Below are 13,736 nucleotides of genomic sequence, written 5' to 3'. Positions count from 1 at the left end.
AAATGTCATCAGTAGAAAAATTTCGTGACCTCCCGCTCGAAGATGTAATTGGAGACCGGTTTGGACGCTATAGTAAATATATCATCCAGGACCGGGCTCTCCCTGATGCCAGGGATGGATTGAAGCCGGTACAGCGGAGGATCCTGTTCGCCATGCATGAGGAAGGCAATACCCATGATAAAGGCTTCAGGAAATCAGCCAAGACGGTGGGGAATGTTATCGGTAATTATCATCCCCACGGTGACAGCTCCGTTTATGAAGCCATGGTAAGGATGAGCCAGGACTGGAAACTCAGGAAGCTGCTCATTGAAATGCACGGAAACAACGGGAGCCTGGACGGCGATCCTCCGGCTGCCATGCGTTATACCGAGGCAAGAATCTCGGCCATTGCCGGGGAACTGCTCCGAGATATAGACAAAAAGACAGTCGATTTTATTCCGAACTTTGATGATACGGCAAAGGAACCGGTGGTTCTGCCGGCAACCTATCCCAATCTGCTGGTAAATGGATCTACCGGTATCTCTGCAGGCTATGCCACAGAAATCCCTCCTCATCAGCTGGGGGAAGTGATTGACGCAGCCATCATGCGGATCGATCACCCCGAGAGCACCGTCGATGAATTAATGACGGTCATAAAAGGACCGGATTTCCCTACAGGGGGAATCATCCAGGGAAAAGACGGCATTAAAAAAGCATATGAAACCGGAAAAGGGAAAATCATCATCCGCGGCCAGGCTGAAATTGAAAGTGTCCGCGGGGGCAAGCAGCAGATTGTTGTGACTGAGATTCCATTTGAAGTGAACAAGGCGAATCTTGTCCGCAAGATCGATGAATTCAGGCTTGACCGGAAAGTGGAAGGCATTTCCGAGGTGCGGGACGAAACAGACAGGACCGGACTCCGGATTGTCATAGAGCTGAAAAAGGAAGCGGATGCAGACGGAGTTCTAAAGTATCTTTATAAGAACTCGGACCTTCAGGTCACCTACAACCTGAATATGGTCGCCATCCATAAAAAGAGGCCGACCTTGATGAGTCTGCCTCAGCTTCTTGATGCGTATATCGATCACCGGAAGGAAGTGATCGTGAACCGCTCTAGATTTGAGCTTGCCAAGGCACAGGACCGGGAGCATATCGTACAGGGTCTGATGAGGGCACTGTCCATCCTGGACGAAGTCATCGCCGCTATCCGCGCATCCAAAGATAAGAAAGATGCCAAGGAGAACCTGATGGCAGCTTTCGGCTTCACGGAGCCCCAGGCAGAAGCCATCGTCTCCCTCCAGCTTTACCGGTTGACCAATACAGACATCACAGCCCTCCAGCAGGAAGCTGATGAGCTTGAAAAGAAGATCAAGGAATTAAGGGCCATCCTTGAGAACGAGAAAAAGCTTTTCTCTGTCATGAAAAAGGAACTGAAGGAAGTTCATAAGAAATATAATGATACTAGAAGAAGCAGAATCGAAGATGAAATCGAAGAAATCAAGATCAATCTAGAAGTCCTTGTCGCAAGCGAGGATGTCATGGTTACGATAACCAAAGAAGGCTATATCAAAAGGACCAGCCTGCGCTCTTATTCTGCGTCAGGCGGCCAGGATTACGGCATGAAGGATGCGGACAGGCTGCTGTGCCAATTTGAAATGAATACGACGGATGTACTTCTGGTATTCACCAACAAAGGAAGTTATCTATATTGTCCTGTCCACCAGCTTCCGGATATCCGCTGGAAGGATGTCGGCCAGCATATTGCCAGCCTGGTTCCGATCAGCCGCGAAGAACACATTGTGAAGGCCATTCCGATCAAGGACTTTGACCAGCCGCAGCATCTCTTGTTCTTTACGAAAAATGGGATGGCCAAGAAAACAGAACTTGCCTTATATAAAGCCCAGCGCTATTCCAAGCCTCTTGTAGCCATCAATCTTAAGGGCGATGATGAAGTCGTCGATATTCACCTGACAGCTGGGCATAGTGATGTGTTCCTTGCCACCCATTACGGATATGCTCTCTGGTTCGGGGAAGATGAAGTCAGTCCGGTGGGTGCCCGTGCCGCAGGTGTGAAGGGAATCAGCCTGAAGGAAGGAGATTTCGTCACATCAGCCATCCTGTTAAGCGGGGATAGCACGGAGAGTATCGTCATCGCGACCCAGCGGGGAGCTGTTAAGCGGATGAAACTCAAGGAGTTTGAAAGATCCTCCCGGGCAAAGCGGGGCCTTGTCATGCTCAGGGAGCTGAAATCCCATCCTCACCGGGTCATCGGAGCCATACCGGCTGTCAATCAAACGGTTCTTGTTCTGCTGACACAAAAGGGGCAGATTGAAAAAACGCCTGTTTCCTCCATTCGATTCAGTGACCGCTATACCAATGGATCATTTTTAGTAGATGAAGCTGAAAATGGAAAAGTCATTGAAATATGGTCAGAAGCTGCAGCCGAAAATCCAGAATCTTAAAAGTAAAACCCGGCGGCTGCCGGGTTTTTTCTTGTGAGGGCTATTCAGCTGAAAATGTAAGAAAAATACTTTTACAGGGTTGGTATAGAAGGAAGGCCTGGAGCAGACAGAAAACTAAATCCACTTAGCAAACCATGCCACATAGTATGCAGCAGGGATAAATAGAAGCTGGGCAACAATGGTGCCGACAAATTTTGAACTGATCATTGTCAGGGAGTAACTTTTTAAATAAATGTATTGTGTTTGTTTTTTCATTACATCCGCTAATACCGAAGCTTTGGGATCAATAAACAGGGTCAATAATATAGTCGCTATCCCATTGATTATTCCCGATGACATTAATGCGGCCTGGGCATAATCTTCAGGAACAATCATGGATGCATAAATGGAAGCAAGCACACCTATTGTAAAGACAGCTGATATGATCACATTTAAGACAAACAGTCTCTTAGGTATGGTTTGTAATGTAATTCCCTTCAAATAGGAGAATCTCGGCATCCGGAAACACTTCAGTATTTTACTTATACTCCTATAATTAAGCTGATGAACAAAAAGGGAAATGACCGATCCTCTGTGGTCTGAAAGCTGAATGATGGCTCTCGAAAATAGATGAATGAAAGTGGGAAAAAGAAAAATCCCAAGTAACACACCTACAGAGGTTACGCCGATTAAGATTCTGTATTGCTCCTCAATATATTCCAGTCTGTGCAGGCGAGGAGCCTCTGCGATTAGTTTTGCAGTCAGCGGCTGCTGAATCATTGTGGAAAATCTTGAAACAATCACCAGGGTACTAAACAAAGATAAGGCTGTTGCAATCAATTTAACTCTTGCTCCTGAAATCCTTGTTGAATATGCCAGTGTCTCAATCATTGTGATAATCATTAAAAAGAGTGATATGATGATGACCTTTCCTGTGATTAGTTCCATATGAAAACTCCTTAAATGCATGATGATATTATTATAACCAGTAAATATGCTTATGGCAGTATTTAGAAGATTCCATATTTAACTTTAGCTTTTCACATAAGTTCTGTCTATTGATCAAGAAAGTTGATTTCCGCTGCAGGCACTCTCTTTCCGCTTCAGTCAATTAGGTTTAATAATTAAATCTCCTGGAAGTACTATTATCTTTTAATAAAGAACCTAATTTTATAAATTGCTTTTAAGCTAAAAAGTCGATTTGTTCAACATGAAGATCTACAATAACCATTAACAAGCCTGTTAGTCAGTCAGCATACAATGAAATACATATAGACAAGAATGTTTAGGAGAGATGAACATGCATTCAGCAAATGAACTGCTCCATTTTCAGAATCATATAGGGGCAGGAAAACCAAACAGCATGAGAGACCGGACGGCCGCCTGTCCGTTTTGTGACCGGAAGTCACTGACCGGCATCCTGGATGAGTGCGGTCCTATCCTTCATATTAAGAATAAATATCCCACACTCCTGGATACAACCCAGACACTCATTATTGAAACAGATGACTGTGAAGGGAACCTTTCCAATTACAACGAGGATCATCTGTATTCCCTTATTGATTTTACTTTGAGAAAGTGGGAAGAGATGATGGCTGGCGGAGAGCATGAGTCGGTCATTCTTTATAAAAATCATGGGCCTCTTTCCGGGGGTACCATCCATCATTCTCATATGCAGATTGTGGGTCTTAAGAAGGCGGATTATATGAATAAAATCGTTCCTGAGTATTTTGCCGGCCCTTACGCTGCTAAGGGTGAAGATGTGGATTTCACAATATCCGACCATCCGATCATGGGGTTTACGGAGCTTAATGTCATTCTCAAGGACCGGGTTGCAGTAAAGAAATTTTCAAAATATATCCAAATCGCGGCCCATTTTATCTTGAACCATTTTCATAGAGGCTGCAGCAGCTTCAATCTATTTTTTTACAAGCTGGATGGGAATATAATCTGCAAGGCAGTTCCCAGGTTTGTGGATTCCCCGCTGTTCATCGGGTACTCCCTGTCCCAGGTTTCAAACAATCTTGAGGATACTGCGAAGAGACTTCAAAGTCTTTATTCCTTTTGATTCAAGTAGAAATTAAGCCTGTCCCTGGTCACCGGGGATAGGCTTTTATCATATGATGAAAGAAAAAGGATCCTGAAGAGAAAGGACAACTGCGATGTTTAAAAATAAGCCTGAAAAGATCATCACAACATTCATGCCGATGGCCTCTGAGTTTACTCCTGTGGACAAAAGAAAATATACGATGGTCCATTCTGGCCGGAACCAGAACATTATAATTACGATCGGGTCTCAGTACGATGAAAGCATCGTCAATCATCGGCTCAGGGATGAAGTGAGAGCAGAATGGATTCCTCAATTGGGACAATATGTACTTGCCGGGAGGGTATATGCTGGGGGGCATGAATTCAGTGAAGAAGAGGCGGGGCAGCGATTCAAAATGTTTGAAGAGGAAATGGAGCATTCCCTTAAAGCCCTCGTCAGCTCGGACCGCTCTTTCCTCTCAAACTTCCCGTGGCTGTTGGACTGCCCGATCTATATGCAGTTTGAATCCGCCTATGCAGCGTACAATAAGATGTTTTATTTTGGGACGCCCAGGCAGTATCTGCCGGGAATTCCGGTTTCGAAAGCCTGAATCTGTTTAAACATAAAGGGGCAGCTCATGGGCGGGAGACTGCCTTTTTATTTCGAAATTGACAGATAAGACGAAATTATCTAAAATTTAAGAGTGGTTCCTAAACAGAAAGGAGCTGAAGGCCACGGAATTGAAGGACAGGATTATAGAGACATCCCTGCGGCTCTTTGAGGAATACGGCTTTCACGGTGTATCTGTCAGCCAGATAGTGGCTGAGAGCGGAACATCAAAAGGCGGTTTTTATCACCATTTTCAATCCAAGGATGAACTGCTCTATATGATCCATGATTATTTTATTACCTATGTCCTGGATAAAGCCAGGGAAGCTCATGCATCCAGTCACAGCCCCGCTCAAAAAATGCAGAAGATCATCCAATCTTTTGCCAAAGTCTTTCATCTTTACAAACCTCACATCTCAGTATTCTATCAAGAGAGCACCTATCTAAGACCCGAATATACGGAAGAAATCAAAAAAAAGCGCGATTCATACAAACAGCTCATTTTCCAAGTCATCGAGGAAGGCAGGGAAGCAGGAGAGTTCCGGAGGGAAATATCCGTTGAAATTACCGGGATGACAATCCTCGGGATGGTCAACTGGACCTATAAGTGGTATCAGCCTGAGGGAGAAAGAACGATTGAAGAAATCGCCGATATGTTTGTCGATTTCGTCCTGAACAGCCTGCTGACTGAAAAAGCCAAATCAAATCCCGAATATCAGAAATACCTGCTCGCTTATTCTACATAAAAAGTTAAGCGCTTTCATTTTGTCAAGGACAGACCAACCAGTCGGTTCTATCATAACCACATACAGGGAGGCAGAATTATGGAGTTTTCATTATCGAAGGAACAGCAGATGATCAAGGAAATGGTGCGGGATTTCGCTGAAAGGGAAATCAAACCAATCGCATTTGAATTGGACCGGGATTCCAAATTCCCGGAAGAAGTGTTCAAAAAGATTGGGGAACTGGGCTTGCTGGGCATCCCCTTCCCCGAAGAATATGGAGGTTCTGGCGGAGATACGATTTCTTACGCCATCGCCGTGGAGGAAATCGGGAAAGCTTGCGGCGGCACCGGACTCAGCTATGCAGCGGCTGTTTCCCTTGGATCAAGCCCTATCTATTATTTCGGAACTGAAGAGCAGAAGCAAAAATTTCTTGTACCCCTTGTTAAGGGTGAAGCACTCGCTTCCTTCGGCCTGACCGAACCGAATGCCGGCTCAGATGCCGGCGGAACGAGAACCCGTGCCGTACTCGACGGAGACGAATATGTGATCAATGGTGAAAAATGCTGGATCACAAATGCCGGGTATGCAGAAACCATCACTGTGACTGCTGTGTCCGGCAAGGATGCCAATGGAAAGAATATCATCTCGGCATTCCTGGTGCCTGCAGATACGAAAGGCCTGACCATCACCAGTGACTACGACAAAATGGGGGTCCGGGCTTCCAACACCTCCCAAATCGTGCTTGAGGACGTCAGGGTTCCTAAAGAAAATATACTGGGAGATCCGGAAAAAGGATTCAAGCAATTCCTGTATACCCTTGATGGCGGCAGGATCTCGATTGCAGCATTGGCAGTCGGCCTTGCACAGGCAGCATTTGAAAAGGCCCTTCAATATTCCAAGGAACGGATGCAGTTCGGGAAGCCGATATCCAGCTTCCAGGCAATAGGCTTTAAGCTTGCTGATATGGCCATGGAAATTGAACTGGCGAGGAATATGGTCTATAAAGCTGCCTGGCTGAAGGACAATAAAAAGCCATTTACGAAGGAATCCGCTTATGCCAAGCTGTTTGCCACTGAAATGGCATTCCGGACATGCAACCAGGCCATCCAGATTCATGGAGGCTATGGATATATGAAGGAATATGAAGTAGAACGCTATTTAAGGGACGCCAAGCTGCTTGAGATTGGGGAAGGAACTTCCGAGATCCAGAGATTGGTCATTTCAAGACAGCTGGGCTGCTGATTTTCTAAAGGCATCTTACATCATTGATCCCTGCACACTGAATGGAATCCTGTCTTAAAAAGAAGGGAGATAGTCGTGTGGCCGAATCATTGAAATTGTCTGTAGGGAAATTATTGGAGGAAACGGCATCAAGGTATCCTGACAGTGATGCTGTCGTATACCGGGACCGGGGCCTTAGGTATACCTATTCAGAATTTGACCAGGTTTGCCGGGATACAGCAAGAGGGCTTATGGGACTGGGGATTGATAAGGGAGACCATATTGCGATTTGGGCCTCTAATACCCCAGAATGGCTGATCACCCAGTTTGCAACAGGTAAAATGGGCGGCGTGCTGGTAACAGTGAACACCAATTACCAGGCTCATGAACTGGAGTATCTGCTGCGGCAGTCAAACTCAAGCACCATCATCCTGATGGAGAACTTCAAGGGACATTCTTATATCGATACTCTATATGAAATCGTACCGGAGCTTAAAACCTCGGAGCCTGGGAAGCTAGAGTCAAAAAAGCTGCCATTGCTTAAAAATGTCATCGTGATGGGAAACCATTCTTACCCGGGAACCTTCAGCTGGGATGAATGTGTGGCAGCGAAGGAGAAGGTGTCTGAGGAACTGCTTGATGAAAAAATGGATTCCCTTCACTGGGATGATGTCATCAATATGCAATATACCTCTGGCACAACCGGATTCCCGAAGGGTGTAATGCTCACACATTCGAATGTGGTCAATAATGGCTACAACATTGCAAAGTGCATGGAGCTTGGCAGCGAAGACAGACTGTGCATACCTGTCCCGTTCTTCCACTGCTTTGGCTGTGTCCTTGGAACGATGGCATGCGTCTCTGTCGGTGCAGCCATGATTCCGGTGCAGGAATTCAATCCGCGCACTGTCCTCGAGACAGTGGAAGCGGAAAAGTGCACTGCCCTCCACGGCGTTCCTACGATGTTTATCACAGAGCTCAGTCTCGAGGATTTTGACTCCTACGATCTTTCTACACTGAGGACCGGCATCATGGCAGGTTCCAACTGCCCGATGGAAGTGATGAAGGCCGTAGTGGAAAGGATGGGAGCAAAAGAAATTACGATAGCCTATGGACAGACCGAGTCATCACCCGTCATCACACAGACCAGGACAGATGATCCCATTGAACTCAGGGTGTCTTCGACAGGCAGGGCTCTTCCCGATGTGGAAGTAAAAATCGTGGAACCGGGTACAAGCGAAGAACTTCCAAGGGGAATCCAGGGAGAGCTCTGCACGCGCGGATATCATGTAATGAAGGGGTATTACAAAGATCCCGATGCTACAAGGGATGCGATTGATGACGAAGGCTGGCTGCATACCGGGGATCTCGCCGTCATGGACGAAAATGGCTACTGCCGCATTACCGGGAGGCTTAAGGACATGATCATCCGCGGCGGCGAGAACATCTACCCGCGGGAAATTGAAGAATTTCTCTATACGCACCCGAAAGTCCTGGATGTCCAGGTCATCGGCGTCCCCGATGAAACATACGGGGAAGAAGTCATGGCCTGGGTCATCCCGAGAGAAGGGGAAGCCCTGGATGCAGCAGAAATCAAAGCCTTCTGCCAAGGGAAAATTTCCAGGCATAAAATACCCAGATATGTTGAATTCACAAGTGAATATCCGATGACGGCGTCAGGGAAAATCCAAAAGTTCAAGCTGAAGGAACTGTCGCTCGATGTTATCAATGTCAGCTCATGAGGGAGGCGTTATATTTTGTTCAAAAAAATATTAGTGGCCAATAGAGGGGAAATTGCATCGAGGGTTATACGGACCTGCAAAAAGATGAATATCAGGACAGTGGCTGTATATTCGGAGGCTGACAAGGAAGCCCCGTTTGTGACAGAAGCCGATGAAGCAGTGCTGCTTGGCGGACCGCGGGTTCAGGAAAGCTACCTGAATACAGGCAAAATCCTTGAAATTGCACGGGAAACCAACGCAGAGGCTGTCCACCCCGGTTATGGATTTGTGAGTGAAAATGCCGATTTTTCCCGAAAATGCGAGGAAGCGGGATTGACTTTTATCGGACCGGATCCTGAAATCATTTCACTTATGGGCAATAAGGTCGAGTCGAGAATCGCGATGGAGGCTGCCGGCCTGCCGCTTGTTCCTGGCATCTCAAGGCCGCTTATCGACGTGGAGGAAGCCGCAGAGCTTGCCGGTCAATTCGGATATCCGGTCATGCTAAAAGCCTCCGCGGGTGGCGGAGGCATCGGCATGCATGCCTGTTATAGCGAAGCTGAATTGCGCAAGGCCTATGAAGGGAATCAAAAAAGGGCGCAGATGTTCTTTGGCAACGGAGACATGTTCCTTGAGAAGCTGATTGACAAGCCGCGCCATATCGAGGTCCAGATCCTCGCTGACCAATATGGCAGCACCGTGTATTTATGGGAGCGGGAATGCTCCATTCAGCGGAGACATCAAAAGGTCATCGAGGAGGCTCCTTCTGCCTTCCTGAATCAGGCAGACAGGGAGGCAATGGGATTGGCAGCAAGCACAGCCGCCAAATCTATCGGGTATAAAAATGCCGGGACAATTGAATTTTTGGTCGATGAACATAAAAATTACTATTTCCTTGAAATGAATACAAGGCTCCAGGTAGAGCATCCCGTCACAGAGGAGATTACCGGCCTTGATCTTGTTGAGGAACAAATCAGGATCGCTTACGGAGAGAAGCTCCGCTTTGCACAGGAGGATATTACTTTGTCCGGTCATTCGATTGAGGCAAGGATATATGCGGAAGACCCAAAAACCATGTACCCGTCACCAGGGAAGATCACATCTCTTGAGCTTCCGGAAGGAGTAGGAATCCGGCATGAACTGGGGGTTTCCGGCACTTCCACCGTATCGCCTTTCTATGATCCGATGATCGCAAAGCTCATCGTGAGCGGCAGTACGAGAGAAGAGGCAGCCAGCCGGCTGAAGGAGGCACTTGCGGCTTATAAAGTGGAAGGAATCAAGACCAACATTCCGCTGCTTTCTGAAATTGCTGCACATGAAGCATACCTGGCCGGTGACACAACAACAGATTTTATCCCGGTCCATATTTTAAACAACAAAGTATCATCCTAGGAGGAAAACAAAATGGCGGAAATCAGATCAAATATGGCAGGAAGCGTATGGAAAATACTAGTTTCAGAGGGAGAGACCGTAACAGAAGGACAGGATATCATCATCCTTGAATCCATGAAAATGGAAATCCCCATTTCTGCAGAGCAGTCCGGAACCATTTCCGGCCTGAAAGTGAGCGAAGGCGACTTCGTCAATGACGGGGACCTGCTGGCAACACTGGAATAAAAGAGGGGGCGTTACTGATGAAATGGCCGGATAAGGTCCTCATTAAGGAGGTCGGCCCGAGGGACGGACTTCAAAACGAAAAAACAATAATCGATTCAGAGACAAAAATCCAGTGGATTGACGCTCTCTCTGAAAGCGGTCTTTCTTATATTGAAGTCACATCCTTTGTCAACCCGAAATGGGTGCCCCAGCTCTCAGATGCCCTTGAAGTAGCAAAGGGCATCAAACGAGTGCCGGGTGTGACTTATTCAGCCCTGGTCCCTAACCTGAAGGGGCTTGAAGGGGCGGTTGAAGCGCGGCTGGACGAAGCGGCGGTTTTCATGTCTGCCTCAGAAACTCATAATCTGAAAAACATCAATAAATCCATCGGGGATACATACAAAAGCCTGGGGGAAACAGCAAAAGAAGCATTGGCCGCAGGACTGAAGGTCAGGGGCTACCTCTCGACGGTATTCGGCTGTCCTTATGAAGGTGCCGTATCCATCGATCAAGTTCTTCGTACATCAGGAAGGCTCTTTGAGATGGGAGTTTACGAGCTGTCTCTCGGAGACACGATTGGTGTGGCGAACCCGAAGCAGGTTGAACATGTACTCCAGAGACTTATAGATGAATTCGGGAGGGAGAGGCTCGCCCTTCATTTCCATGATACAAGAGGAATGGCGCTGGCAAATGTCCTGAAGGCACTTGAAATGGGTTTTACCTCATTCGATTCTTCGCTCGGCGGACTGGGCGGCTGTCCGTATGCACCCGGTGCTTCCGGCAATGTAGCAACAGATGATCTCGTTCATATGCTTGAAAAGATGGGCATTGGAACAGGAATCAGGGAGGATAAGCTGCTGGAAGCAGCCCGCATGCTCCAGGAAAAGCTTAGCGTTCCCCTCCCCAGCCATGGAATGGCAGTATTCAACGCTGCCCAAAAATGAAGCATCTTACAAGTGGAGGTGAAAGCATGGAAACCATCAAGCTGGAAATCCAGAATCATATAGCTGTCATCCTGCTAAACAGGCCGGATGCGGCAAACGCCCTGTCCACTCGGTTGCTGAACGAACTGGTTGAAATTCTAGATGAAGTGGGGAACCGGAGTGATATAAGAGCAGTCATCCTGACCGGCGCCGGCGGGAAGGCGTTTTGTGCAGGTGCGGACTTGAAGGAGCGGGCCCGCATGTCTCTTTCTGAAGTACAGAAGACGGTAGCCCTTATTGGCAGCACTGTCACAAAACTTGCCAGCCTTCCGCAGCCGGTAATTGCTGCCGTGAATGGCGCCTGCTTTGGCGGCGGTCTTGAGCTTGCGCTTGCCTGTGATATCCGGATCGCTTCGAAGACAGCAAAGCTTGGGCTGACTGAAACATCACTCGGCATCATTCCGGGAGCCGGCGGGACCCAGCGCCTGCCCCGTCTGATCGGCATCAGCATGGCGAAGGAAATGATTTATACAGCCAGGAGATTGAATGCAGAGGAAGCCCTTTCTGCCGGAATTCTTTCAAAGATTGTAGATGGAGCTGGCTTAATAGATCATGCCATGGACATCGCTGGGGAAATAGCAGCCAATGCGCCCATCGCCGTCAGGGCCGCCAAGGCGGCAATCGACCAGGGAAGCGGAGTCAGCCTTCATTCGGGACTTCAAATTGAAGAACTCTGCTACAGCAGGACACTGGCAACCAAAGACCGCCTGGAAGGACTTGCTGCTTTCAAGGAAAAGAGACGGCCCCAATATAAAGGGGAATAATCGTTACGGAGGTATCTATGACTATTCAGGAAAAGCTATTAGAAACAGTAGAGAAAATCGGGAAAGGCGGAGCTGAGAAATATCACCAGGCTAATGCCGGCAAAGGCAAGCTTTTTGTACGCGACCGCCTTAAACTCCTTTTTGATGAAGGTCTTCAATTTGAGGATGCCTTCTTTGCGAATTGCGCGGCAGAAGGACTGCCGGCTGACGGTGTGGTCACCGGAATAGGCAGGATCAACGGCCAGAAAGTATGTGTTATGGCCAACGACTCCACAGTTAAAGCCGGGTCTTGGGGGGCAAGGACGGTTGAAAAAATCATCCGAATCCAGGAAACGGCAGAAAAGCTGAATATCCCTATGCTGTATCTGGTTGATTCCGCAGGGGCACGGATTACGGATCAGGTGGAGATGTTCCCGGGGAGAAGAGGAGCCGGCAGGATTTTTTATAATCAGGTCAAGTTATCCGGAAGGGTACCGCAGATCTGCCTCCTTTTCGGTCCTTCTGCAGCCGGAGGAGCCTATATCCCTGCATTTTGCGATATCGTGGTGATGGTGGAAGGAAATGCTTCCATGTATCTGGGGTCTCCAAGGATGGCTGAGATGGTGATCGGGGAGAAAGTGACAGAAGAGCAGATGGGCGGAGCCCGTATGCACTGCTCCCAGTCAGGATGCGGGGATGTATTGGCCCATTCAGAGGAAGAAGCCATCCAATTTGCCCGGGCCTATCTTTCCTATTTTCCGGCAAACTACACGCTTAAAACGGCAGAGCTTGAGGCGAAGGCGCCAAGGGGGGATGTGAAAAGCATTTCCGAGCTTCTTCCGCAAAATCAGAACGCCCCTTTCCAGATGTATGATCTGATTGATAATCTGATCGACGAGGGATCTTTCTGTGAAATCAAGAAGCTGTTTGCTCCTGAGCTAATTACCGGTCTTGGCAGAATGGAAGGAAAGCCTGTCGGCATCATTGCCAATCAGCCAAGAGTGAAAGGCGGGGTCTTGTTCCCGGATTCAGCTGACAAGGCTGCCAAGTTTATCAATTTATGCGACTCATTCAACATACCCCTGCTCTTTTTGGCAGACATCCCCGGCTTCATGATCGGCACCAAAGTCGAACAGGCAGGGATCATCCGCCATGGAGCCAAAATGATTTCTGCCATGTGTGAAGCTACCGTACCTAAAATTTCGGTTGTAGTCAGGAAGGCATATGGAGCCGGGTTATACGCCATGGCCGGTCCTGCATTCGAGCCGGACTGCTGCCTGGCCCTTCCGACCGCGTCCATCGCGGTAATGGGTCCGGAAGCTGCGGTCAATGCTGTTTATGCAAAAAAAATCAAGGAACTTCCGCCGGAAGAGCGGGCATCCTTCATTGAATTAAAGCGTGAAGAATACAAGCAGGACATCGACATTTACCGGCTTGCATCCGAAATGGTCATCGACGATATCGTCCAGCCGGACAGCCTGCGCGGCGAACTGATCAAACGCTTTGAAGCCTACTCCACAAAAGAACTTGCTTTCACCAGGAGAAAACATGGAGTTTATCCAGTATAAGAAGAATGAGGGATGTCCCGGGAGTTGGGGCATCCTTCTTTCTGTTTGATCCAAACCTATTAAAGCTGGAATAGTATAGACCAATAAGGCAGGGAGTAACATGATTAGATTTCTTGTCTTT

The 13,736-nt window shown here is 47.8% G+C and carries 12 protein-coding genes; 11 read left to right on the top strand and 1 reads right to left on the bottom strand.

Going from position 1 to position 13,736, the window contains the following annotated elements; genetic code table 11:
• The first annotated feature begins 2 nt into the window (after nt 1–2).
• Nucleotides 3–2,441: a DNA topoisomerase IV subunit A gene (gene parC / locus V1498_RS11210; RefSeq protein ID WP_409299064.1), complete on the top strand. Its 2,439-nt coding sequence runs from the start codon at nt 3–5 to the stop codon at nt 2,439–2,441.
• Between the two features lie 114 nt (nt 2,442–2,555).
• Here the strand turns inward: parC and V1498_RS11205 are convergent, their stop codons facing one another.
• Nucleotides 2,556–3,368, bottom strand: a complete 813-nt coding sequence (locus V1498_RS11205) for a lipid II flippase Amj family protein (RefSeq protein WP_409299062.1) — start codon at nt 3,366–3,368, stop codon at nt 2,556–2,558.
• Between the two features lie 352 nt (nt 3,369–3,720).
• Between V1498_RS11205 and V1498_RS11200 the strand changes: the two genes are divergently transcribed.
• From V1498_RS11200 to V1498_RS11155, 10 genes are all read left to right on the top strand, one after another.
• The gene (locus tag V1498_RS11200; RefSeq protein ID WP_409299061.1) at nt 3,721–4,488 is read left to right on the top strand and encodes a DUF4931 domain-containing protein; all 768 of its coding nucleotides are present in this window, start codon (nt 3,721–3,723) and stop codon (nt 4,486–4,488) included.
• A 94-nt stretch (nt 4,489–4,582) separates the two neighbouring features.
• Complete coding sequence (locus tag V1498_RS11195) at nt 4,583–5,059, top strand: staygreen family protein (protein WP_409299060.1); 477 nt, start codon at nt 4,583–4,585, stop codon at nt 5,057–5,059.
• 115 nt (nt 5,060–5,174) lie between these two features.
• Nucleotides 5,175–5,804, top strand: a complete 630-nt coding sequence (locus V1498_RS11190; protein ID WP_409299258.1) for a TetR/AcrR family transcriptional regulator — start codon at nt 5,175–5,177, stop codon at nt 5,802–5,804.
• 78 nt (nt 5,805–5,882) lie between these two features.
• Entirely contained in the window at nt 5,883–7,025 is a 1,143-nt protein-coding gene (locus tag V1498_RS11185) for an acyl-CoA dehydrogenase (RefSeq protein WP_409299059.1), read from the top strand.
• A gap of 77 nt (nt 7,026–7,102) precedes the next feature.
• Nucleotides 7,103–8,746: an AMP-binding protein gene (locus tag V1498_RS11180; RefSeq protein WP_409299057.1), complete on the top strand. Its 1,644-nt coding sequence runs from the start codon at nt 7,103–7,105 to the stop codon at nt 8,744–8,746.
• A gap of 15 nt (nt 8,747–8,761) precedes the next feature.
• Nucleotides 8,762–10,117, top strand: a complete 1,356-nt coding sequence (locus tag V1498_RS11175; protein ID WP_409299056.1) for an acetyl-CoA carboxylase biotin carboxylase subunit — start codon at nt 8,762–8,764, stop codon at nt 10,115–10,117.
• A gap of 12 nt (nt 10,118–10,129) precedes the next feature.
• Nucleotides 10,130–10,342, top strand: a complete 213-nt coding sequence (locus V1498_RS11170) for an acetyl-CoA carboxylase biotin carboxyl carrier protein subunit (protein WP_409299055.1) — start codon at nt 10,130–10,132, stop codon at nt 10,340–10,342.
• Nucleotides 10,343–10,359: 17 nt separating this feature from the next.
• On the top strand, nt 10,360–11,265 hold the full coding sequence (locus tag V1498_RS11165; RefSeq protein WP_409299053.1) for a hydroxymethylglutaryl-CoA lyase: 906 nt from the start codon (nt 10,360–10,362) through the stop codon (nt 11,263–11,265).
• Between the two features lie 26 nt (nt 11,266–11,291).
• On the top strand, nt 11,292–12,068 hold the full coding sequence (locus V1498_RS11160) for an enoyl-CoA hydratase (protein ID WP_409299051.1): 777 nt from the start codon (nt 11,292–11,294) through the stop codon (nt 12,066–12,068).
• A gap of 17 nt (nt 12,069–12,085) precedes the next feature.
• A complete protein-coding gene (locus V1498_RS11155; RefSeq protein ID WP_409299049.1) occupies nt 12,086–13,615 on the top strand; it encodes an acyl-CoA carboxylase subunit beta in 1,530 nt (509 codons plus the stop codon).
• Nucleotides 13,616–13,736 lie beyond the last annotated feature (121 nt).

Source organism: Paraperibacillus marinus (genome assembly GCF_046237605.1).
GTDB lineage: Bacteria > Bacillota > Bacilli > Bacillales > DSM-1321 > Paraperibacillus > Paraperibacillus marinus.
This window is presented reverse-complemented; position numbering and strand designations above follow the sequence as displayed.